This is a genomic window from Rhodococcus tukisamuensis NBRC 100609 (assembly GCF_001894985.1).
Lineage (GTDB): Bacteria > Actinomycetota > Actinomycetes > Mycobacteriales > Mycobacteriaceae > Rhodococcus_G > Rhodococcus_G tukisamuensis.
Genome location: NZ_BCXG01000001.1, coordinates 318,753 through 340,819 on the forward strand (window position 1 = coordinate 318,753; position 22,067 = coordinate 340,819).

Genomic DNA, 22,067 nt, shown 5'->3' on the forward strand with positions numbered 1-22,067 from the left:
GGAGTCACATGGTGCGGGTGAGGTGGAACCAGCGGGGATTCGACCGGCGCACCATCGGCGGCATCCCGCTGGTGTCGCCGGGATCGTCGGTGTCGAGTTGCCACTGCGCGAGGGTGCGCTCGAGCTCCGCGCGGCTGACGCCGCGCGGCAACGGCCCCCGCCGCCCCGGTCCGAACGCGAACATCAACAGCGTCGCCCCGGGTTCCGTGATGCCGGTGATCTCGCGGGCGTAGGCGCGACGCTGTGCGGGAGTGAGCCCGTGGAAGCAGCCGACGTCGAGCACGAACCGGTAGCCCGAGCCGACCGAGTAGCCGAGGGCGGTGACGTCGCCGACGCGGAACTCGACGCTCACGTTCTCGGCGGCGGCCTTGCGCCGGGCCCGGTCGATCGCCAGCGGCACCGCGTCGATCGCGGTGACGTGCCAGCCGCGTCCGGCCATCTCGATGGAGTGGTCTCCGGTGCCACAACCCGCGTCCAGGGCCTTGCCCAGCGGGCCGCCCGCGCGCTCCTCGTGGTCGAGGTAGGTGGCCAGCTGGGCGCGCAGACCGGTGCCGGGGTGCTCCCAGGGGGTGACCCGGAGCCGGTAGGCCAGGGTGTAGCCGAGGTTGGTGATTCCGAGACTCGTGAACGAGAGGCTCATCGTCGCTCCTGGGGCGTCTTCGGTGCGAGGCTCGCTGACGCCGTGCTCCCAGTGTGCGCCGGCCGGGGCGGAATGCCACCCGGAATAGGAACGTGTTCTATATTTGCGAATATCCCGAAACCCGCCGATCTCTGGAGTTCACGACATGTACGAGTGGTCCGATACCGATCTGATGTTCCGCGACGCCCTGCGTGGGTTCATCGAGAAGGAAATCAAGCCGCACGTCGACAAGCTGGAGAGCGGCGAACTGCCCCCGTTCGACATCATCCGCAAGCTGTACTCGACCTTCGGCATCGACGAGATGGCCCGTGAGGGACTCGAGCGGGCATTTGCCAAGGAGGAGGCAAAGGAGCGCGGCGAGACCCTGCCCGAGTCGGGTGAGGGCTCCGGCGGTTTCAGCGGTGCCGGCAGCATGGGCGTCATCCTCAACAGCGAGATCGCCGGTGTGAGCCTCGGCCTGATCACGTCGATGGGTGTGAGCACCGGCCTCGCCGCGGGCACCCTCCGCAGCCGGGGCACCCTGGCGCAGAAGAAGCGCTGGCTGCCGGAACTGGTCACCATGGAGAAGGTGGGTGCATGGGCGATCACCGAGCCCGACTCCGGCTCGGATGCGTTCGGCGGCATGAAGTCCTACGTCCGTCGCGACGGTGACGACTACATCCTCAACGGCCAGAAGACCTTCATCACCAACGGTCCCTACGCCGACGTCACCATCGTCTACGCCAAGCTCGACGAGGGTGACGCGTCCGTCGACCGACGCGACCGCAAGGTTCTCGGCTTCGTCCTCGACAAGGGGATGGAGGGCTTCACGCAGAGCCCGCCGTTCAAGAAGATGGGCATGAACTCCTCGCCCACCGGTGAGCTGTTCTTCGACAACGTCCGCATCAGCAAGGACCGACTGCTCGGCGAGACCGAGAACCCGGCCAAGGGTGACGGCAAGTCGAGCGCGAAGGAGTCGTTCGCGGCCGAGCGCATCGGCATCGCCTCGATCGCGCTCGGCATCATCAACGAGTGCCAGCGGCTGTCGATCGACTACGCCAAGACCCGCAAGCTGTGGGGAAAGGAGATCGGGCAGTTCCAGCTCATCCAGCTCAAGCTGGCCGAGATGGAGGTCGCCCGCCTCAACGTGCAGAACATGGTGTTCAACGCGGTCGAGCGCACCGCGGCCGGGAACAAGGTGACCCTGGCGGAGGCGTCGGCGATGAAGCTGTACTCCTCGCGTGCGGCCACCGAGGTGGCGATGGAGGCCGTCCAGCTGTTCGGCGGCAACGGCTACATGGCCGAGTACAAGGTGGAGCAGCTCGCGCGTGACGCGAAGTCGCTGATGATCTACGCCGGCAGCAACGAGATCCAGGTGACGCACATCGCGAAGGGCCTGCTGGCCTGACCTGGCTCGGACCCGAGAACGCCGGGCCCACCTGCCGACGGCAGGTGGGCCCGGCGTTCTCGTCGTGGTGCCGTCAGGCGGCGCTGCCGAGCTCCTCGGCCCGCGCCCGCAGCGTGGACTCGGTGTGCTTGATCGCGGTCCCCACGATGGGCTCGACGATCTTCGACAGGGCCTTGCCGATGATCCCGCCCGGCAGCGTGTAGTCGAAGTCGACCGTGAGTTCCGTGTGGCCGTCGGCGGTCGGTGCGAACCGCCAGGAGGAGCTGTTGCTGATGCCGTCGACCGACTCCAGGGTGATCAGGCGGTTCTCCTCCCACTGCGTGATCCGGACCTTCGAGTGCAGGGCCTTGGGGCCGAGCTGCATGGTGGCGTCGAAGGTGGCGCCGAGTCCCTGCGTCTGCGCCCCGATGGGCGTGAACCGGGTGACTCCGAACATCCAGGCGGGCACGTTGCGGTAGTCGTCGACGTAGGCGAAACCCGCCTCGACGGGCACCCGAGCAATCGCGGTGCGGTGGATCTTGCCCATTTCTCTCCTCGGTGTCCCGGCGACCTCCGTGCGCGCCTCCACTCGACGGTAATGCGCCGGACCAGAGTCGGGTGAAGGTTAGGGTATGAATTGTCAACCGCTACAGTCGATTCATGGACGGTCGGGAGCGGGACGCGAGTGGACGGCCGCTGAACGCACGACCCCGTGACGGCCTGGGCAGGCTGTTGCCGCGGGGCGCGACCGGGGTCCCGCGGGTCCCCGAGGGACTGGGGCTGACCCCGGTGGAGGCCGTGGCGCGAGCTCAGGAGCTACTCGACGCCGGAATGCCGTTCCATGCGCACGAGGTGTTCGAGGAGGTTTGGAAGTCGGCGCCCGAGGCCGAGCGGGAGCTGTGGCAGGGACTGGCGCAGCTGGCGGTCGGGCTGACACATCTGCTGCGGGGGAATGCGGTGGGGGCGAGGTCGTTGCTCGAGCGCGGCGCGGGTCGGGTCCGTCCCTATGCGGCGGAGCCGCCGTACGGCCTCGATGTGGCCGGCCTGTTGGGGTGGGCATCCGGCCTGGTCGGTGAGCTCGACGGCGGTCCGGACGCGCAGCGGATACCGAGGCTCACCGGTCCGACAGGGAGCACGAGGCGGTCGTAGCCCCGAGGGCTACGACCGCCTCGAGCAGCTTGACGGGCCGGATCCTCAGTCGTGCGGAACCGGACTGAGGATCACGGAAAAGTGCTGCCGATGTTGCCGGTGCTGCTCGAGGTGGGGGTGGAGGTGAATCCGGGGTACAGCAGGGTGATGAGGTCAGTCAGGTCCATGGTCGCTCCTAGGTGCTTGTGTCTTGACGGGGTACCCGCGAATGCGGCGCCGTCAATTTCTATCGCATTTGCCGCCTGCCGGCGGCGTTTTCGGGTGCCTGCCTGCCAGTCGAGATTGATGCGAATGACGCTGCGACATAAGGGAAAACGGAACCTGCTGGATCGGAGATCCGACTGCGTCCGGCGAGATGCGGGCAATTTCCGGAATGCCTGGATGTCCCGGAAAGCACTGTGGGGGTCACCGACGAATGTCGGTGACCCCCACAGTGCGATGGGTCTTCGGCTACTACTGGCCCGAAGCCGACATCGAGGACAGCGAACCGGTGCTGCTGCTGCCGCCGTCGCTGCTGCCCGACGAGATCTTGTCGAGAGCTGCGAAGACCGTGCTCAGTCCGCCGAACAGGTCAGAGAAATCAGACGACATGTGCGCTCCTGTGGTTACTTTACTGCTGCGGATTCTTTACTGATTCGTGATACGCCTGGACATGCGTTCGTTATTTGTACCTGATTAGCCGACAGTTCGCGGGGGCTTGCCATCTGTGACATATGTCACATCGCGAGCGGCTGGAACGCAACCGGCGCTGCGTGGGCGCGATCGGGCTCCGCGGGTCAGCTGCCGATGGTGATGGTGGGCAGGAAGGGGATGCCGAGACTGCTGCCGACGTTGGCGTCGGGGCTTGCGCCGAAATTGAAGGTGCCAAAGGTGTTGATGAGGTTGGTCCATGCGGCGAACAGTGCGTCGAACGGGGGCATGCGCACTCCTGTGTTGTCGTGAGCTCAGGCTGTGGCGCCCGGGCTGGACGCCGGACCAGTTCTACCGCACCGCGGGGCCGAATCTCCGATCTCGGGCAAACCGCTGAAAATGTTGTAGCGCAGCATAATTTGTGCCCGTAGTGATTAACGCCAATGGGTGATTTGCGGTGCTTGGTAGTGATGGTGGGCAGGTCTGCGCGGCGACCGGGTCGGAGGCTCGGTGGTGCAGGGGCCTGCCATGCGCGGGCTCCGGTGGGTGGGTCGGGGACTCTTCGTCCGGCGGAGGGTCTCCCTGTTCGTGGGTACGCCGTCTCGACTGCCGGCGGCCGGGTCCCACCAAGTAACAAGCATTCGTGCTTGCTTTTTTTGTCCGCCGGTGTGATGCTGCTCTCAGTCCAGTCGAGGGAGTATGCATGGCCGATCTGAGCACCGTCATCGATGACCTGTGCGCCGAGGGTGACGCGCTGGACGCGCTGGTTGCGGCCCTGCCGCCCGAACAGTGGTCGTTGCCCACCCCTGCCGACCGGTGGACCGTCGCGCACCAGGTGGGACACCTGGCGTGGACCGACCGCGCCGCCCTGACGGCGGTCACCGACCCCGACGCCTTCGCGGAGGGCCTGGTCGAGGCCTGGCAGAACCCGGCCGGATTTGTCGACGCGGCCGCCGAGGTGGAGGCGGCCCGGCCGCCCGCCGAACTGCTCGCGGACTGGCGCGACGGCCGGGACCGGCTGGCCGAGGTGCTCGCCGCGGTGCCCGCCGGCACGAAGATCCCGTGGTACGGGCCGCCGATGAGTGCGATGTCGATGGCCACGGCCAGGCTGATGGAGACCTGGGCGCACGGGCAGGACGTCGCGCAGGCGCTCGGCGCCGCGTCCGCGCCCACCAACCGGCTCCGGGCGATCGCGCACCTCGGCGTCCGGACCCGCGACTTCGCCTATGCCGTCAACTCTCTCGCCCCGCCCGCGGAGGAGTTCCGGTTCGAGTTGACCGCACCCGAGGGCGACGAGCTCTGGACCTGGGGGCCCGAGGACGCGGCCCAGCGGGTGACCGGACCTGCCCACGACTTCTGCCTGCTGGTGACCCAGCGCGCGCACCCCGACGACCTCGCCCTGGTGGCGGTCGGCCAGGACGCCGCCACCTGGCTCGGCATCGCGCAGGTCTTCGCCGGTCCGTCCGGCGGCGGCCGTGAACGAAAGGCCGACGCATGAGCGTCCGGATCGGCAACTGCTCCGGCTTCTACGGCGACCGCATCTCCGCGATGCGCGAGATGCTCGAGGGTGGCGAACTCGACTACCTCACCGGGGACTACCTGGCCGAACTGACGATGCTCATCCTCGGCCGGGACCGGATGAAGGACCCGGCGCTCGGGTACGCCAAGACCTTCCTGCGGCAGGTCGAGGACACCCTCGGCCTCGCGATGGACAAGGGCGTCAAGATCGTCGCGAACGCCGGCGGGCTCAACCCGGCCGGCCTGGCCGCCGCGCTGCGCCGGGTCAACGACAAGCTCGGGCTCGGCGCCACCGTCGCGCACGTCGAGGGTGACGACCTGGTCGCCCGGGCCGCGGAACTCGGGCTCGGTAGCCCGCTGACCGCGAACGCCTACCTCGGCGGGTGGGGGATAGTCGAGTGCCTGGCCTCCGGTGCGGACGTCGTCGTCACCGGCCGGGTCACCGACGCCTCCGTGATCGTGGCCCCGGCCGCGTACCACTTCGGCTGGCGCCCCGACGATTTCGACCAGCTCGCCGGTGCGGTGGCCGCCGGGCACGTCATCGAGTGCAGTACCCAGGCGACCGGTGGCAACTACGCGTTCTTCACCGAGGTGGCGAACCTGGACCGCCCCGGATTCCCTATCGCGGAGATCCGCGAGGACGGCTCGTCGGTGATCACCAAGCACGATGGCACGGGCGGCGAGGTCAGCGTCGGCACCGTCACCGCGCAACTGCTCTACGAGATCACGGGCGCCCGGTATGCCGGCCCGGACGTCACGACGCGCATCGACACCGCGACGCTCACCCAGCTCGGCCCCGACCGCGTCCTCATCAGCGGAGTGACCGGCGAAGCGCCGCCGCCGCAGCTCAAGGTCTCGCTCAACACGCTCGCCGGCTTCCGAAACGAGGCGACGTTCCTGCTGACCGGCCTGGACGTGGAGGCGAAGGCCGATCTGGCCAAGCGGCAGCTCGAGGCCTGGCTGCCGACCCGGCCCGCCGAGCTCGAGTGGACCCTCGCCCGCACCGACCATCCCGACGCCGACACCGAGGAGGCAGCAACGGCGTTGCTGCGCTGCGTGGTTCGCGATCCGGATGCCGCGGTGATCGGCCGGCCGTTCTCCTCGGTCGCCGTCGAGATGGCGCTGGCCAGCTACCCCGGGTTCGCGCTCACGGCGCCGCCGAGCAACGGCCAGCCGTACGGCGTCTTCACCCCCGGTTACGTCGACGCCGCCGCGGTGCCGCATGTCGCGGTGCTGCCCGACGGGACTCGGGTGGACGTGGCGCCGTCCGAGCTCACCCTGGACCTGGCCCCGGCCGCCGACCCGGAACTTCCGAAACCACTGCCGTCGCAGCCGGGCAGCCGGGTGCCGCTCGGCCGCATCGCGGGCGCCCGCAGCGGCGACAAGGGGGGCAACGCCAACGTCGGGGTCTGGGTGCGCACCGACGACCAGTGGCGTTGGCTGGCGCACGCACTCACCGTCGACGAGCTCAAGCGGTTGCTGCCCGAGGCGGCACCCTTGACCGTCACCCGGCACCTGTTCCCGCACCTGCGCGCCGTGAACTTCGTGATCGAGGGCATCCTCGGCCAGGGGGTGGCCTCGCAGGCGCGGTTCGACCCGCAGGCCAAGGGGATCGGTGAGTGGTTGCGGGCCCGGTACATCGAGATCCCGAACTCCCTTCTCCCCGAAGCAGAACAGGAAGGTTCCCGACTGTGAGCGTGTGGACCACACCGGAACGGCTCGCCCTGCGCGAGACGGTCCGCGGATTCGTCGACCAGGAGGTGCTGCCCTACCTCGGCGACTGGGAGCGGGAGGGACAGATCCCTCGGGAGTTGCACCGCAAGGCGGGCGCGCTGGGCCTGCTCGGCGCCGGTGCGCCGGAGAGTGCCGGCGGCGAGGGTGGGGACGCGGTCGACGCCATCGTCATCTGCGAGGAGATGCACCAGGCGGGTGCCTCCGGCGGGTTGTTCGCTTCGCTGTTCACCTGTGGAATCTCCCTGCCGCACCTGATCGCCGCGGGCGACCGCGAACAGATCGACAAGTGGGTGCGGCCGACACTGCGCGGCGAGATGATCGGTTCGCTCGCCATCACGGAACCCGGCGGCGGGTCGGACGTCGGCCACCTGCGGACCACCGCCGTGCGGGACGGCGACCACTACATCGTCAACGGGTCCAAGACGTTCATCACCTCCGGCGTCCGCGCCGACTTCGTGGTCACCGCGGTGCGCACCGGTGGTCCGGGGGCCGGCGGCGTCTCGTTGCTCGTCGTCGAGAGGGACACGCCGGGCTTCGAGGTCTCGCGCCGACTGGAGAAGATGGGCTGGCGGGCCTCGGACACCGCGGAGTTGTCGTTCGTCGACGCCCGGGTGCCCGCAGCGAACCTGGTCGGCGCCGAGAACACGGGCTTCCAGCAGATCGCGCAGGCCTTCGTCAGCGAGCGGGTCGCCCTTGCGGCGCAGGCGTACTCGAGCGCCCAGCGGTGTCTCGACCTGACCCTGCAGTGGTGCCGCGACCGCGAGACCTTCGGGCGCCCGCTGATCACCCGTCAGGCCGTGCAGAACACGGTGACCGAGATGGCACGCAAGATCGACGTCGCGCGCGTCTACACCCGCTCGGTGGTCGAACGGCACCAGGCCGGCGACGGCGACCTGATCGCCGAGGTCTGCTTCGCCAAGAACACGGCCGTCGAGGCGGGCGAGTGGGTGGCGAACCAGGCTGTGCAACTCTTCGGCGGCCTCGGCTACATGCAGGAAAGCGAAGTGGAACGACAGTACCGCGACATGCGGATCCTGGGCATCGGCGGCGGGACCACCGAGATCCTGACCGGGTTGGCGGCAAAGCGATTGGGGTATCAGTCATGACGGTCATCAGGTCCACGCTCGACACCCGGTCGGAGGTGTACGCGACCGCGGTCGAGACGATGAACACCAAGCTCGCCGAGCTCGACGTCGAGCATGCGAAGGCGCTCGGCGGTGGCGGCGAGAAGTACGTGGCGCGGCACCACGAGCGGGGCAAGCTGCTCGCCCGTGAGCGCATCGAGCTGCTGGTCGACCCGGACTCGCCCTTCCTCGAGCTGTGCCCGCTGGCGGCCTGGGGCAGCGACTTCCCGGTCGGTGCCAGCACCGTGGTGGGCATCGGCGTGGTCGAGGGGGTCGAGTGCCTCATCGTCGCCAACGACCCGACCGTCCGCGGCGGCACCAGTAACCCCTGGACCTTGCGGAAGGGGTTCCGCGCCAACGACATCGCAATGCAGAACCGGCTTCCGGTGATCTCGCTGGTGGAGTCGGGCGGCGCGGACCTGCCCACCCAGAAGGAGGTCTTCATCCCCGGTGGACGGATGTTCCGCGACCTCACTCAGCTCTCGGCAGCAGGGATCCCCACCATCGCGCTTGTCTTCGGCAACTCGACCGCCGGCGGCGCGTACATCCCCGGCATGTCCGACCACGTGGTGATGATCAAGGAACGCTCCAAGGTGTTCCTCGCGGGACCGCCCCTGGTCAAGATGGCCACCGGTGAGGAGTCCGACGACGAGGCGCTCGGCGGTGCCGAGATGCATGCCCGCACATCGGGTCTGGCGGACTACTTCGCCGCCGACGAGCAGGACGCCATCCGCATCGGCCGCAGCATCGTCAAGCGGCTCAACTGGACCAAGAAGGGGCCCGCGCCGCGGGCCGAGGTGATCGAGCCGCTGGAGGATCCCGAGGAACTGCTCGGCATCGTGCCGGCCGACCTGAAGATCCCGTTCGACCCTCGCGAGGTCATCGCCCGGATCGTCGACGGCTCCGACTTCGACGAGTTCAAGCCGCTCTACGGCTCGTCGCTGGTGACCGGCTGGGCCGAGCTGCACGGCTACCCGATCGGCATCCTCGCCAACGCCCGCGGCGTGCTCTTCAGCGAGGAGTCGCAGAAGGCCACCCAGTTCATCCAGCTGGCCAATCGCTCCAACACCCCGTTGCTGTTCCTGCACAACACCACCGGGTACATGGTGGGCAAGGAGTACGAGGAGGGAGGCATGATCAAGCACGGCTCGATGATGATCAATGCCGTTGCCAACTCCAAGGTTCCGCACATCTCGATCCTGCTCGGTGCGTCCTACGGGGCCGGCCACTACGGCATGTGCGGCCGCGCCTTCGACCCGCGTTTCCTGTTCGCCTGGCCGAGTTCGAAGTCCGCCGTGATGGGCGGCGCCCAGCTGGCGGGCGTCATCTCCATCGTCGGCCGCGCCTCCGCGCAGGCCCGGGGGCAGGCCTTCGACGAGGCCGCCGACGCCGGGATGCGCGCCATGATCGAGAACCAGATCGAGGCCGAGTCGTTGCCGATGTTCCTCTCCGGCCGGCTGTACGACGACGGCGTCATCGACCCGCGAGACACCCGAACCGTGGTGGGAATGTGCCTGTCGGCCATCGCCACCGCCCCGATCGAAGGCACCGAGAACTTCGGTGTCTTCCGGATGTGAGGCAGCAGTGACCATCGACAGCGGGACCATCACCAGCGTCCTGGTGGCCAACCGGGGCGAGATCGCCCGCCGGGTGTTCGCCACCTGCCGTCGCGCCGGGGTCGGCACCGTCGCCGTGTTCTCCGACGCCGACGCCGCCAGCCCACACGTCGCGGAGGCGGACGGGGCGATCCGGTTGCCCGGCAACACCCCGGCGGAGACCTACTTGCGGGGCGAGGCGATCATCGCGGCTGCCAAGGCGGCCGGCGCCGACGCCATCCACCCCGGCTACGGGTTCCTCTCGGAGAACGCGGACTTCGCGCGGGCCGTGGTGGACGCGGGCCTGACCTGGATCGGCCCGCCCGCCAAGTCGATCGAGCTGATGGGCTCGAAGGTCGAGTCCAAGAAGATCATGGACGCGGCCGGAGTGCCGGTGCTGACCGAACTCGATCCCGACTCGGTCACGCAGGCGCAGCTACCGGTGCTGATCAAGGCGTCCGCGGGTGGCGGCGGACGTGGCATGCGTGTGGTGCGCGAACTGTCCGCACTGCCCGGTGAGCTGGAGGCGGCCAGGCGCGAGGCGCAGTCCGCCTTCGGCGACCCGACGGTCTTCTGCGAGCGCTACCTCGAGACCGGCCGCCACATCGAGGTGCAGGTGATGGCCGACCGGCACGGCACGGTGTGGGCGGTGGGGGAGCGTGAGTGCTCCATCCAGCGTCGCCACCAGAAGGTCGTGGAGGAGGCGCCGTCGCCGCTCGTCGAGCGGCTCCCGGCCATGCGCCCCAGGCTGTTCGAGGCGGCGCGCCTGGCCGCCGACGCCATCGGCTACGAGGGCGCCGGCACGGTGGAGTTCCTGGCCGACGAGCAGGGCGAGTTCTTCTTCCTGGAGATGAACACCCGGCTCCAGGTGGAGCACCCGGTCACCGAGTGCACCACCGGTCTGGACCTGGTGGACCTGCAGCTGCAGGTGGCGAACGGGGCCGCGCTGGCGGCCGATCCGCCCGAGCTGCGCGGGCACTCGATCGAGGTCCGGCTCTACGCGGAGGACCCGGCCCAGGACTGGCAGCCGCAGAGCGGCGTGGTGCACCGTCTCGAGCTGCCCGGGGCGGTGGAAGAGTTCACGGTCCTGGACCGTGTCGGGGTCCGGCTGGACTCCGGCGTCGTCGACGGCTCGGTGGTCGGCGTGCACTACGACCCGATGCTGGCGAAGGTCATCTCGTTCGCCCCGACCCGTGGCCAGGCGGCGCAGTTGCTGGCCTCGACCTTGGCGCGCACCAGGATTCACGGCCTGCGGACCAACCGTGACCTGCTGGTCGCCATCCTGCGGCACCCCGCGTTCCTCGCCGGGGACACCGACACCGCGTTCTTCGCCACCCACGGCCTGGACACCCTGGCGCGCCCGCTCGCCGATCCGGAGACCGAGGCGCTGTCCGCACTCGCGGCCGCGCTCGCCGACGCCGCGGCGAACCGCGCCGCGGCACGGGTGGTCGGCGGGCTGCCCAGCGGCTGGCGAAACCTGCCCTCCCAACCGCACCGCAAGCAGTACACCGGCACCTCCGGTGAGCACGACATCCGGTACCTGCTCACCCGCGGCGGGCTGCGGGCCGACGGCTTCGACGGCGTCACCCTGGTGTCGGCCACGCCGGACACCGTCGTGCTCGAGAGCGGCGGACTGCGGCGTACGTACGAGGTCGCCCGTCACGGCGACGAGGTGTTCGTCGACTCAGCCCTCGGCCCGGTCGCACTGACCGTGACGCCGCGGTTCGTCGACCCCTCGACCGAGGTGGCCGCGGGCTCGTTGCTCGCCCCGATGCCCGGTGCGGTGATCCGGCTCGGTGCGGTCCAGGGCGACACCGTCGTCGCGGGTCAGCCGATCCTGTGGCTCGAGGCGATGAAGATGGAACACACGGTCACCGCGCCCGTGTCAGGTGTGCTCGCCGAGCTGCCGGTCGTCGTGGGTCAACAGGTCGAGGTCGGTTCGGTTCTGGCAGTTGTCGAAGCAACAGAGGAGGACGAGTAGATGAGTGTGAACGCGAGCAGCTTCATCGAGACCGACGAGCAGAAGGAACTGCGCGCCGCGGTGTCCAAGCTCGGCGAGCGGTACAGCTACGTCGACTACGTGCTGCCGAAGGCGCGCCGGGGAGAGCCGCTGACCGAGCTGTGGAACGAGGCGGGCAAGCTCGGCTTCCTCGGGGTCAACCTGCCGGAGGAGTACGGCGGCGGGGGCGCAGGGATCTACGAACTGGCGCTGGTCCAGGAGGAGTTGGCAGCCCAGGGCGCCGGTCTGCTGCTGGTGGTGGTCTCCCCGGCCATCTGCGGCACCATCATCGGCAAGTACGGCACCGAGGAGCAGAAGGCCGAGTGGATCCCCGGCCTGGCCGACGGCTCCAAGATCATGGCCTTCGGGATCACCGAGGCGGACGCCGGCTCCAACTCGCATCAGATCGGCACCACCGCGCGTCGCGACGGTGCGGACTGGATCCTGCGTGGCAACAAGATCTTCATCTCCGGTGTGGACCAGGCGGACGCGGTGCTCATCGTCGCGCGCACCGAGGACCACAAGACCGGCCGGCTCAAGCCGGCGTTGTTCATCGTCCCCGCCGATGCGGAGGGCTTCGTCAAGCAGCCGATGGAGATGGACATCGTCGAGCCCGACCACCAGTTCACGCTGTTCCTCGACGACGTGCGGCTTCCCGCCGAGGCACTGGTCGGCTCGGAGGACGCGGCGCTGATGCAGCTGTTCTCGGGTCTCAACCCGGAACGGATTCTCGGCGCGGCGATGGCGATCGGCATGGGCCGGTACGCGGTGAACGCCGCAGTCGCCTACGCGAAGGAACGCACGGTGTGGAAGACGCCGATCGGCGCCCACCAGGGCATCGCGCACCCGCTCGCGCAGGTGAAGATCGAGCTCGAGCTGGCCAAGTTGATGATGCAGAAGGCCGCGGCCCTCTACGACAGCGGCGACGACTTCGGCGCCGCCGAGGCCGCCAACATGGCCAAGTACGCGGCAGCGGAGGCCAGCATCAAGGCGCTCGACCAGGCGATCCAGACGCACGGCGGCGCCGGACTGACCAAGGAGTACGGCCTCGCCGCGATGCTCGGCGCGGCGCGGATCGCTCGGGTGGCGCCGGTCAGCCGGGAGATGATCCTCAACTTCGTCTCCCAGCACTCGCTCGGTCTGCCGAGGTCGTACTGACCATGACGATTCCGGAGACGAGCGCGCCGTACGTCCGCTACGAGGTCGTGGGCGGATTCGCCACCGTGACCCTCGACTCGCCGCACAACCGCAACGCGATCTCGGCGCGGTTGGTCGGAGAACTCCGGCAGGCGCTGGCCGACGCGGCGGCCGACGACGGTGTCCGAGCTGTGGTGCTCACCCACACCGGCAACACGTTCTGCGCCGGCGCGGACCTTTCCGAGGCATCGGCAAGCGCGGCTGACCCGGCGGTAGCGGCGTCCCAGCGGACCCAGGGCATGGTCGACCTGCTGCGGGCCTTCCTGGAACTGCCCAAGCCGATCGTCGCGCGCATCGACGGGCACGTGCGGGCGGGGGGCATGGGCATCGTCGGCGCCTGCGACCTGGTGGTCGCGGGGCCCAGGTCGACCTTCGCGCTGACCGAGGTCCGTCTCGGCCTGGCCGCGTCGATCATCTCGTTGACGTTGCTGCCGCGGATGGACCCGCGGTCGGTCAGCCGGTACTTCCTGACCGGCGAGAAGTTCGGTACGGAGGAAGCCGCGCGGGTCGGGCTGATCACGGTGGCCGCACAGGACGCCGCCGCCTCGACCGCGGAACTGCTGGCCGAACTCCGGAAGGGGTCGCCGCAGGGCCTGGCGGAGTCGAAGGCGATGGTCAACGCCGCGGTGCTGGCCGACTTCGACGAGTCGGCAGACCGGATGGCCGCACAGTCCGCCCGGCTCTTCGGCACCCCTGAGGCGATGGAGGGCATGATGGCGTTTCTGCAGAAACGGCCTGCGAACTGGGCGGTGACGGGCTGATCGCGGCCGTCTCGGGCCGAGATACGGCGAACGGGGCCCCTCCATGTGGAAGGGCCCCGCTCACCGAGATCGACTGTCGATCAGGCCTTCGGGGTGGGGAGGGCGTCGGCCGAGCCCGAGAAGAAGCTCAGCGCGCTGAACAGGTCGGAGAATGCGCCGGTGAAGTCGCTGGCGAAGTCGAAGATGTCCGAGGAACCCATGTGAATACTCCTGTTGTGTCTTGCGGCAGTGATCTCTGGCGGATCGACGGAGGGAAATTCCCTTACCGCCGCTAACCTTCCTACCGGCGGGTGGAGGCCGTGACAAACCAAGGTGAGTGAGCTAACAACGTCGCTCTTTCGTGACGCTGACAAGAGGGGACCGGTGAGGCGAGTGCGCGAGCCGCAGCAGGACCGAAGTCGTCTGACGCGCCAGCGACTGTTGGAAGCCACCGTCGACTGCCTCGCCGAACTCGGCTGGTCGGCCACGACGGTGGCCGTGGTCGCCAAGCGTGCCGGGGTCTCCCGCGGCGCCACTCAGCACCATTTCCCGACCCGCGAGGACCTGATCACCGCGTCGTTGGACTACATGTTCGACAGCCGGATGGAGAGCGTGCGACTCGAGGCGACCGGGCTGCCGCCGGGTCCGGGCCGAACCGAGGCGGTGGTTAGCCGGCTCGTCGACCACTACACCGGAACGCTGTTCAAGGCGGCCCTGCAGGTGTGGACGGCGGCGGCCGCGGACCCCGTCCTGCGGGCTCGGGTGCTGCCGCTCGAGGACAAGTTCGGGCGGGTCGCCCACCGCACCACGGTGGCGCTGCTCGGAGTCGACGAGGGTGACCCGGTTGCGCACCGCTGGGTCCAGTTGACCCTCGACCTGGCCCGCGGCCTGGGCCTGGCCGACGTGCTCACCGACGACTCGGTCCGGCGGGCCGAGATCGTGCGGCAGTGGGCGGCAACGCTCGAGATGGTGCTCGAACAACCTGCTCTGGGGGCGACGCAACGGTCATGACATTCGCGAATGGCTGTGGCGGACAGTCGATGTGCGCTGGGTGGCGACACTTCGCCCGGCCGAATTGCGACAGGGCCCGCACCTGAAGTAGGTGCGGGCCCTGTCGCGTTTCGGTGGAGAGGTGATCAGGCCTCGGGGTTGACGAGCCCGTCGACGGAACCAACGAGGGTTCCCAGCCCGCCGGTGAGGTCGCCAATGGCGCCGGCGAAGGTGCTGATGGCGTCGAAGGCGGAAGCGAACTCAGCAGAACCCATGATGTGCTCCTTTGTGGTGATCGGTGATTCCGGTAAGGCGCACCGGGTGCGCCGCGGTCCTTTCGTACCGGCGAATCCGACTCCACCGCAATGGAATTGTGGCGCAGGCAACGCGAATGTCGCTGGAATTTACGAGGAAGTAGACGGAATTTACGTGGAATTAGCGCCAGTTAACTTGACGGTCGGCGGCGTGCCGAGCGGGTGAGCGCCGACCTTCGGGAGAGTCGGTCCGGAAACCAGGTCTCGGTGTTGCCGGTGGATCTGCACACGGATGTCGCGGATCCGGTCCGGCGACCGCCGGCAATCCAGGTTCCTCAGCGCTGAGCCGGCGGTTCGACCGACTTGCACCGAATCGGGATGTGGGCGGTCGCAGGGGGCCAGAATGAGCGAGGTCAGCTCGCTTCCTCGCTCGAACCCATCCGCGGGAGGTGGCCAGGCATGGCCCTTGAAGAACTGGTGACATCGGAGATCGTGACCACGCCGTCGGTGGTGTGCACGTGCGGCCCCCACCAGACGAGCGGCCTCGCCGGCGTACGGGGCCCAGCCCATGTGCACAGTCCCGGAGCGGAGCCCGCGGAGCGATCCAGTCCCGGAGCGGAGCCCGCGGAGCGATCCAGTCCCGGAGCGGAGCCCGCGGAGCGATCCAGTCCCGGAGCGGAGCCCGCGGAGCGATCCAGTCCCGGAGCGGAGCCCGCGGAGCGATCCAGTCCCGGAGCGGAGCCCGCGGAGCGATCCAGTCCACATCCGTTCCCACGACGCACCTTCCTCGGCGGAGCGGGAGCGCTGGTGGTGGCCGGCCTGGCAGCCTCGGCGGCGACGACCTCGCGTGCGGCTCCCGCGGGGGCCACCCCGGCCCTCCCGGACCGCCCGAACATCGTGCTCGTCGTCACCGACCAGGAGCGGCCGTCGATGCACTGGCCGCCGGGCTGGGCGGAGCGGAACCTTCCCAACCGGCAGCGGCTGGTGAACCAGGGGCTGAGCTTCACGCAGGCGTTCTGCAACAGCGCGATGTGTTCGCCCAGCCGCAGCACCTTCTTCACCGGTCTGTATCCCGCTCAGCACGGCGTGACGGCCACCCTGACCGAGGGCGGCACCGTCTCGCCCACGGAACCGCAGCTGCAGGCCGGGGAGCAGAACATGGCGAAGCTGCTGGCGTCGGCCGGGTACAACGTCCACTACCGCGGCAAGTGGCACATGAGCAAGGGTGCCGACGGCGGCGACCCGTCCAGTGCGGACATCGCGGCCTTCGGGTTCCGGGGATGGATACCGCCGGAGGCGGGACAGGACACCAATCCGGACCACTTCGGCGGCGGCTGCGCGGACCACGACCGGCGCGTCGCGGCCGAGGCGGTGGAGTTCCTCGACGGACTGGACCCGAACGACGACGCCCCCTTCGCGCTGATCGTCTCGTTCGTCAACCCGCACGACGTGCTCGCCTACCCGCAGACCTGGGACGAGCGGGACGGCGCGTGCGACAACTACGGGTCCGCGGCCCCCGGCTCGTTCCAACAGGGCATCGAGCTGCCGCCGACCGTCGACGAGGACCTGGCGCTCAACTTCAAGCCGACCGCGCAGGTCCAGTCCAAGCTGCTGCTGGCGGCGGGCCTGGGGCCGCTGGTGGGACCGCAGGCGGCGAAGAACTACGTGAACTTCTACGCCTACATGCACAAGGTGGTCGACGAACACATCGGAGCGGTGCTCGATGCGTTGGAGGCCCGGCCCGGGCGGCGCGACGAGACTGTCGTGATCCGGATGTCGGACCACGGCGAGATGGGACTCTCGCACGGGGGACTGCGCCAGAAGGTGTTCAACGCGTACGAGGAGACCCTGCGGGTGCCGCTGGTGATCAGCAACCCGGTGTTGTTCCCGGCTCCGGTCGAGACCAACTCGCTGGCGACGCTCATCGACGTGATGCCCACCCTGGCGACTCTCGCGCGAGTACCCGACCGCGCGGCCTGGCGGTTCCTCGGCACCGACCTGACCCCGGTCCTCACCAACCCGGGCGCGCAGGTGCAGGACGTCGTCCACTTCACCTACGACGACCAGAACTGCGCCACTCCCGACGGGCAGAGCATCGTCACCCAGCCGAACCACATGCGGACGGTCCGCGATGCCCGGTGGAAGTACACCGTCTACTTCGACCCGGCCGGCGTGGCGCCGCAGCAGGCCGAGCTCTACGACCTCCTCGGCGACCCGCTGGAGCTGCACAACCGGGCGGATCCGCGCAATCTCGGCTACTTCGCGCCGTTGCAGACGGCGACGATGCACGCGACGTTGCTGCGGGTGATGGCGGAGAAGGGGACCGCCCCGGCACGGGGACTGGTCTGATGGCGACGGCCTCGCGGGCGACGGGATCGGCTGCGAGGGTGGACAACTGGCTTCCGACCTGCGTGAATTGTCTGATGGGGGGTCCGTCCCGGCAGCGGCGAAGGGCGGTCCGCTTTGACCGCGAACCCCGCTGGCGGGTACCGTGGAACGCTGTGCCCGGAGCATGCGGGCAGATTGTGTGCAAGGTGAAGGCCAGCGAAAGCGGCCGATGCGAGTCGGCGTGCCCTGAAAATGGCCGCTCACCGGCATGCGACAGCCCCTCCTCGGGTCATAGAGGCGGGACGCAGAGCTCGACTACAAGACGTTTTTAGTAACAACACGAGGAAAGCCGGTCTATGCCAACCATCAACCAGCTGGTCCGCAAGGGTCGCCGCGACAAGCCCGCGAAGCAGAAGACCGCGGCCCTGAAGGGCAGCCCCCAGCGTCGCGGTGTGTGCACCCGCGTGTACACCACCACGCCCAAGAAGCCGAACTCCGCGCTGCGTAAGGTCGCGCGTGTTCGCCTGACCAGCTCGGTCGAGGTCACGGCCTACATCCCCGGCGAGGGTCACAACCTGCAGGAGCACTCGATGGTGCTCGTCCGCGGCGGTCGAGTGAAGGACCTCCCGGGTGTGCGCTACAAGATCATCCGCGGCTCGCTCGACACCCAGGGTGTCAAGAACCGCAAGCAGGCTCGTAGCCGCTACGGCGCCAAGAAGGAGAAGAGCTAATGCCACGCAAGGGCCCCGCACCCAAGCGTCCGTTGATCAACGACCCGGTCTACGGGTCGCCTCTGGTCACGCAGCTGGTCAACAAGATCCTGCTCGACGGCAAGAAGTCGACCGCTGAGCGGATCGTGTACCAGGCGCTCGAGCAGGCGCGCGAGAAGACCGGCACCGATCCGGTCGTCACCCTCAAGCGTGCGCTCGACAACGTCAAGCCCGCCCTCGAGGTTCGCAGCCGCCGTGTCGGTGGCGCGACCTACCAGGTCCCGGTCGAGGTTCGCCCCGGCCGCTCCACCACCCTCGCGCTGCGTTGGCTGGTGACGTTCTCTCGCGCACGTCGTGAGAAGACGATGGTCGAGCGTCTGGCCAACGAGCTCCTGGATGCCAGCAATGGTCTGGGTGCGGCTGTGAAGCGTCGCGAGGACACTCACAAGATGGCCGAAGCCAACAAGGCGTTCGCGCACTACCGCTGGTGAATCGACGCCGGGCGGCACGTAATGTGCCGCTCCGGCGTTGCCACTATGTGTCGGTTCCTCCAGGGCCGGCTGACAACACAAATAGCATTGGTCCCGAAGGGGCCGACACGAGCAACGAGCGGGGAAGAGTCCTGTGGCACAGGAAGTGCTGACCGACCTGAACAAGGTCCGCAACATCGGCATCATGGCGCACATCGATGCCGGCAAGACCACCACCACCGAGCGCATCCTCTTCTACACCGGTGTGAACTACAAGATCGGTGAGACGCACGACGGCGCCTCGACGACCGACTGGATGGAGCAGGAGAAGGAGCGCGGCATCACGATCACGTCTGCCGCCGTGACCTGCTTCTGGAACAACAACCAGATCAACATCATCGACACCCCGGGCCACGTCGACTTCACCGTCGAGGTCGAGCGCTCGCTGCGCGTCCTCGACGGCGCTGTCGCAGTGTTCGACGGCAAGGAGGGCGTCGAGCCCCAGTCCGAGCAGGTCTGGCGTCAGGCCGCCAAGTACGACGTTCCGCGCATCTGTTTCGTCAACAAGATGGACAAGATGGGCGCGGACTTCTACTTCACCGTGCAGACGATCATCGACCGTCTCGGTGCGAAGCCGTTGGTCCTGCAGCTGCCGATCGGCGCCGAGGACGACTTCGACGGCGTCGTCGACCTCGTCGAGATGCGCGCGATCACCTGGCGTGGCGTGGTGCCGACCGGTACCGAGCCGACCATCGAGGAGATCCCCGCGGATCTGGCCGACAAGGCCGCCGAGTACCGCGAGAAGCTGCTCGAGACCGTTGCCGAGTCCGACGAAGCTCTCATGGAGAAGTACTTCGGCGGCGAGGAGCTCACGGTCGAGGAGATCAAGGGCGCCATCCGCAAGATGACGGTCAACTCCGAGCTGTACCCGGTGCTGTGTGGTTCCGCGTTCAAGAACAAGGGCGTTCAGCCCATGCTCGACGCGGTCATCGACTACCTGCCGAACCCGCTGGACATCGGCGAGGTGCACGGTCACGCGCTGAACAACGAGGAAGAAGACCTCACGCGTAAGCCGAGCAAGGACGAGCCGTTTGCGGCTCTGGCCTTCAAGATCGCTGCGCACCCGTTCTTCGGCAAGCTGACCTTCGTGCGTGTCTACTCCGGACGCCTCGATCCCGGCCAGCAGGTGCTCAACGCCACCAAGGGCAAGAAGGAGCGCATCGGAAAGCTCTTCCAGATGCACGCCAACAAGGAGAACCCGGTCGACGAGGCCGTCGCGGGCCACATCTACGCGATGATCGGCCTGAAGGACACCACGACCGGTGACACCCTGTGCGACCAGGCGAACCCGATCGTGCTCGAGTCGATGAGCTTCCCGGACCCGGTCATCCAGGTCTCGATCGAGCCCAAGACCAAGTCCGACCAGGAGAAGCTGGGCACCGCGATCCAGAAGCTGGCCGAAGAGGACCCGACCTTCTCGGTCGAGCTCGACGAGGAGACCGGCCAGACCGTCATCGGCGGCATGGGCGAGCTCCACCTCGACATCCTCGTCGACCGCATGCGTCGCGAGTTCAAGGTCGAGGCCAACGTCGGCAAGCCGCAGGTCGCGTACCGTGAGACCATCACCAAGAAGGTCGAGAAGCACGAGTTCACCCACAAGAAGCAGACCGGTGGTTCGGGTCAGTTCGCAAAGGTGATCATCGCGCTCGAGCCCTACATCGGCGAGGACGGCGAGTCCTACACGTTCGAGAACAAGGTCTCCGGTGGCCGCGTTCCGCGTGAGTACATCCCCTCCGTCGACCACGGCGCCCAGGACGCGATGCAGTACGGCGTGCTCGCCGGCTACCCGCTCGTGAACCTCAAGCTGACGCTGCTCGACGGCGCGTACCACGACGTCGACTCGTCCGAAATGGCCTTCAAGGTTGCCGGTTCGCAGGCACTGAAGGAAGCCGCCCGCAAGGCCGGTCCGGTCATCCTCGAGCCGATCATGGCTGTCGAGGTGACCACGCCCGAGGAGTACATGGGCGACGTGATCGGCGACCTCAACTCCCGCCGTGGCCAGATCCAGGCCATGGAGGAACGCAGTGGTGCCCGTGTCGTGAAGGCGCTGGTTCCGCTCTCGGAGATGTTCGGCTACATCGGTGACCTGCGGTCGAAGACCCAGGGTCGAGCGAACTTCTCCATGGTGTTTGATTCCTACGCAGAGGTTCCCGCGAACGTCTCGAAGGAAATCATCGCCAAGGCAACCGGCGAGTAACACCAGCTGGGAGCAAGACCGCTGGAGAGTTTTCACCAGCTGAGCACGACAGAAGTACCAACCAAACCCACCACTGCTGCATATCGCAAGCAACACAACAGGAGGCCATCAAGTGGCGAAGGCGAAGTTCGAGCGGACGAAGCCGCACGTCAACATCGGGACCATCGGTCACGTTGACCACGGCAAGACCACCACCACCGCAGCTATCACCAAGGTGCTTGCCGATGCCTACCCCGACCTGAACGAGGCCTCGGCCTTCGATCAGATCGACAAGGCGCCCGAGGAGAAGGCTCGCGGCATCACGATCAACATCTCGCATGTTGAGTACCAGACGGAGAAGCGCCACTACGCGCACGTCGATGCCCCGGGCCACGCCGACTACATCAAGAACATGATCACCGGTGCTGCGCAGATGGACGGCGCGATCCTGGTCGTGGCGGCCACCGACGGCCCGATGCCCCAGACGCGTGAGCACGTGCTGCTCGCCCGCCAGGTCGGCGTGCCGTACATCCTCGTCGCGCTGAACAAGGCCGACATGGTCGACGACGAGGAGATCCTCGAGCTCGTCGAGATGGAGGTCCGCGAACTGCTGGCCGCCCAGGAGTTCGACGAGGAAGCGCCGGTCATCCCGATCTCGGCTCTGAAGGCGCTCGAGGGCGACCCGAAGTGGGTCCAGAGCATCGTCGACCTCATGAAGGCCGTCGACGAGTCCATCCCGGACCCGGTCCGTGAGACCGAGAAGCCGTTCCTCATGCCCGTCGAGGACGTCTTCACGATCACCGGTCGTGGCACCGTCGTCACCGGTCGTATCGAGCGCGGCATCGTGAACGTGAACGAGGAGGTGGAGATCGTCGGCATCAAGGAGACCTCCACCAAGACCACGGTCACCGGCATCGAGATGTTCCGCAAGCTGCTCGACCAGGGTCAGGCCGGCGACAACGTCGGTCTGCTGGTCCGTGGCATCAAGCGCGAGGACGTCGAGCGTGGCCAGGTTGTGGTCAAGCCCGGCACCACCACCCCGCACACCGAGTTCGAGGGCAACGCCTACATCCTGTCCAAGGACGAGGGCGGCCGCCACACGCCGTTCTTCAACAACTACCGCCCGCAGTTCTACTTCCGTACCACGGACGTTACGGGCGTCGTGACCCTGCCCGAGGGCACCGAGATGGTCATGCCCGGTGACAACACCGAGATGTCCGTCGTGCTGATCCAGCCGATCGCGATGGACGAGGGCCTGCGCTTCGCCATCCGTGAGGGTGGCCGCACCGTTGGCGCCGGTCGCGTCACCAAGATCATCAAGTGATCTAGCTCCACAACGCCGAACGGCGCTCACTCCGCAAGGGGGTGGGCGCCGTTCGGCGTTTCA

20 protein-coding genes are annotated in these 22,067 nt (G+C 68.0%); 15 read left to right on the forward strand and 5 right to left on the reverse strand.

Annotated elements, in window-relative coordinates; all coding sequences use genetic code 11:
• Positions 1-4: 4 nt before the first annotated feature.
• Positions 5-640, reverse strand: coding sequence for a class I SAM-dependent methyltransferase (locus RT2_RS01485; RefSeq protein ID WP_072842724.1), 636 nt, complete (start codon positions 638-640; stop codon positions 5-7).
• Positions 641-785: 145 nt separating this feature from the next.
• Here RT2_RS01485 and RT2_RS01490 point away from each other — a divergent pair, with 145 nt between their 5' ends.
• Positions 786-2,027, forward strand: coding sequence for an acyl-CoA dehydrogenase family protein (locus RT2_RS01490; protein ID WP_072842725.1), 1,242 nt, complete (start codon positions 786-788; stop codon positions 2,025-2,027).
• A 73-nt stretch (positions 2,028-2,100) separates the two neighbouring features.
• Here RT2_RS01490 and RT2_RS01495 read toward each other — a convergent pair whose 3' ends face one another.
• Entirely contained in the window at positions 2,101-2,553 is a 453-nt protein-coding gene (locus tag RT2_RS01495) for an SRPBCC family protein (RefSeq protein WP_072842726.1), read from the reverse strand.
• A gap of 113 nt (positions 2,554-2,666) precedes the next feature.
• On the opposite strand from RT2_RS01495, the gene RT2_RS01500 reads away from it, so the two are divergent.
• Positions 2,667-3,155, forward strand: coding sequence for a DUF309 domain-containing protein (locus RT2_RS01500; RefSeq protein WP_072842727.1), 489 nt, complete (start codon positions 2,667-2,669; stop codon positions 3,153-3,155).
• Positions 3,156-3,608: 453 nt separating this feature from the next.
• On the opposite strand, the gene RT2_RS25720 is transcribed toward RT2_RS01500, so the two are convergent.
• Both RT2_RS25720 and RT2_RS25725 read right to left on the reverse strand, forming a co-directional pair.
• On the reverse strand, positions 3,609-3,746 hold the full coding sequence (locus RT2_RS25720) for a hypothetical protein (RefSeq protein ID WP_169888103.1): 138 nt from the start codon (positions 3,744-3,746) through the stop codon (positions 3,609-3,611).
• A 185-nt stretch (positions 3,747-3,931) separates the two neighbouring features.
• Positions 3,932-4,075 (reverse strand): hypothetical protein, encoded by a 144-nt coding sequence (locus RT2_RS25725; RefSeq protein ID WP_169888107.1) that lies wholly within the window; start codon positions 4,073-4,075, stop codon positions 3,932-3,934.
• A 413-nt stretch (positions 4,076-4,488) separates the two neighbouring features.
• Here RT2_RS25725 and RT2_RS01505 point away from each other — a divergent pair, with 413 nt between their 5' ends.
• From RT2_RS01505 to RT2_RS01540, 8 genes are all read left to right on the forward strand, one after another.
• Entirely contained in the window at positions 4,489-5,283 is a 795-nt protein-coding gene (locus RT2_RS01505; protein ID WP_072842728.1) for a TIGR03084 family metal-binding protein, read from the forward strand.
• The gene (locus RT2_RS01510) at positions 5,280-6,998 is read left to right on the forward strand and encodes an acyclic terpene utilization AtuA family protein (protein ID WP_072842729.1); all 1,719 of its coding nucleotides are present in this window, start codon (positions 5,280-5,282) and stop codon (positions 6,996-6,998) included. The genes RT2_RS01505 and RT2_RS01510 overlap by 4 nt, the downstream gene beginning before the upstream one ends.
• Positions 6,995-8,143, forward strand: coding sequence for an acyl-CoA dehydrogenase family protein (locus RT2_RS01515; RefSeq protein ID WP_072842730.1), 1,149 nt, complete (start codon positions 6,995-6,997; stop codon positions 8,141-8,143). Before RT2_RS01510 ends, RT2_RS01515 begins: the two co-directional genes overlap by 4 nt.
• Positions 8,140-9,738, forward strand: a complete 1,599-nt coding sequence (locus RT2_RS01520) for an acyl-CoA carboxylase subunit beta (protein WP_072842731.1) — start codon at positions 8,140-8,142, stop codon at positions 9,736-9,738. The genes RT2_RS01515 and RT2_RS01520 overlap by 4 nt, the downstream gene beginning before the upstream one ends.
• Positions 9,739-9,745: 7 nt before the next feature.
• A complete protein-coding gene (locus RT2_RS01525) occupies positions 9,746-11,737 on the forward strand; it encodes an ATP-binding protein (RefSeq protein WP_371851129.1) in 1,992 nt (663 codons plus the stop codon).
• A complete protein-coding gene (locus tag RT2_RS01530) occupies positions 11,738-12,913 on the forward strand; it encodes an acyl-CoA dehydrogenase family protein (RefSeq protein WP_072842732.1) in 1,176 nt (391 codons plus the stop codon). It abuts the gene before it with no gap.
• 2 nt (positions 12,914-12,915) lie between these two features.
• Positions 12,916-13,713, forward strand: coding sequence for an enoyl-CoA hydratase family protein (locus RT2_RS01535; protein WP_072842733.1), 798 nt, complete (start codon positions 12,916-12,918; stop codon positions 13,711-13,713).
• Positions 13,714-14,085: 372 nt separating this feature from the next.
• Positions 14,086-14,703, forward strand: a complete 618-nt coding sequence (locus RT2_RS01540) for a TetR/AcrR family transcriptional regulator (RefSeq protein WP_072842734.1) — start codon at positions 14,086-14,088, stop codon at positions 14,701-14,703.
• A 125-nt stretch (positions 14,704-14,828) separates the two neighbouring features.
• Here RT2_RS01540 and RT2_RS26255 read toward each other — a convergent pair whose 3' ends face one another.
• The gene (locus RT2_RS26255; protein WP_255312488.1) at positions 14,829-14,957 is read right to left on the reverse strand and encodes a hypothetical protein; all 129 of its coding nucleotides are present in this window, start codon (positions 14,955-14,957) and stop codon (positions 14,829-14,831) included.
• A 789-nt stretch (positions 14,958-15,746) separates the two neighbouring features.
• On the opposite strand from RT2_RS26255, the gene RT2_RS01545 reads away from it, so the two are divergent.
• The 5 genes from RT2_RS01545 (at position 15,747) to tuf (ending at position 22,004) form a co-directional block, all read left to right on the forward strand.
• Complete coding sequence (locus RT2_RS01545; protein ID WP_245709450.1) at positions 15,747-17,285, forward strand: sulfatase family protein; 1,539 nt, start codon at positions 15,747-15,749, stop codon at positions 17,283-17,285.
• A 335-nt stretch (positions 17,286-17,620) separates the two neighbouring features.
• Positions 17,621-17,995, forward strand: a complete 375-nt coding sequence (rpsL, locus tag RT2_RS01550; protein WP_072842735.1) for a 30S ribosomal protein S12 — start codon at positions 17,621-17,623, stop codon at positions 17,993-17,995.
• Positions 17,995-18,465, forward strand: a complete 471-nt coding sequence (rpsG, locus tag RT2_RS01555; protein ID WP_003941856.1) for a 30S ribosomal protein S7 — start codon at positions 17,995-17,997, stop codon at positions 18,463-18,465. Before rpsL ends, rpsG begins: the two co-directional genes overlap by 1 nt.
• A 133-nt stretch (positions 18,466-18,598) precedes the next feature.
• A complete protein-coding gene (gene fusA, locus RT2_RS01560; protein WP_072842736.1) occupies positions 18,599-20,701 on the forward strand; it encodes an elongation factor G in 2,103 nt (700 codons plus the stop codon).
• A 112-nt stretch (positions 20,702-20,813) separates the two neighbouring features.
• Positions 20,814-22,004, forward strand: coding sequence for an elongation factor Tu (gene tuf / locus RT2_RS01565; RefSeq protein WP_072842737.1), 1,191 nt, complete (start codon positions 20,814-20,816; stop codon positions 22,002-22,004).
• Positions 22,005-22,067 lie beyond the last annotated feature (63 nt).

What these genes read in the sequence shown, in the direction of transcription:
- RT2_RS01485 (WP_072842724.1), bottom strand. Translation starts at nt 640, where the DNA reads ATGAGCCTCTCGTTCACGAGTCTCGGAATCACCAACCTCGGCTACACC.
- RT2_RS01490 (WP_072842725.1), top strand. Translation starts at nt 786, where the DNA reads ATGTACGAGTGGTCCGATACCGATCTGATGTTCCGCGACGCCCTGCGT.
- RT2_RS01495 (WP_072842726.1), bottom strand. Translation starts at nt 2,553, where the DNA reads ATGGGCAAGATCCACCGCACCGCGATTGCTCGGGTGCCCGTCGAGGCG.
- RT2_RS01500 (WP_072842727.1), top strand. Translation starts at nt 2,667, where the DNA reads ATGGACGGTCGGGAGCGGGACGCGAGTGGACGGCCGCTGAACGCACGA.
- RT2_RS25720 (WP_169888103.1), bottom strand. Translation starts at nt 3,746, where the DNA reads ATGTCGTCTGATTTCTCTGACCTGTTCGGCGGACTGAGCACGGTCTTC.
- RT2_RS25725 (WP_169888107.1), bottom strand. Translation starts at nt 4,075, where the DNA reads ATGCCCCCGTTCGACGCACTGTTCGCCGCATGGACCAACCTCATCAAC.
- RT2_RS01505 (WP_072842728.1), top strand. Translation starts at nt 4,489, where the DNA reads ATGGCCGATCTGAGCACCGTCATCGATGACCTGTGCGCCGAGGGTGAC.
- RT2_RS01510 (WP_072842729.1), top strand. Translation starts at nt 5,280, where the DNA reads ATGAGCGTCCGGATCGGCAACTGCTCCGGCTTCTACGGCGACCGCATC.
- RT2_RS01520 (WP_072842731.1), top strand. Translation starts at nt 8,140, where the DNA reads ATGACGGTCATCAGGTCCACGCTCGACACCCGGTCGGAGGTGTACGCG.
- RT2_RS01530 (WP_072842732.1), top strand. Translation starts at nt 11,738, where the DNA reads ATGAGTGTGAACGCGAGCAGCTTCATCGAGACCGACGAGCAGAAGGAA.
- RT2_RS01535 (WP_072842733.1), top strand. Translation starts at nt 12,916, where the DNA reads ATGACGATTCCGGAGACGAGCGCGCCGTACGTCCGCTACGAGGTCGTG.
- RT2_RS26255 (WP_255312488.1), bottom strand. Translation starts at nt 14,957, where the DNA reads ATGGGTTCTGCTGAGTTCGCTTCCGCCTTCGACGCCATCAGCACCTTC.
- rpsL (WP_072842735.1), top strand. Translation starts at nt 17,621, where the DNA reads ATGCCAACCATCAACCAGCTGGTCCGCAAGGGTCGCCGCGACAAGCCC.
- rpsG (WP_003941856.1), top strand. Translation starts at nt 17,995, where the DNA reads ATGCCACGCAAGGGCCCCGCACCCAAGCGTCCGTTGATCAACGACCCG.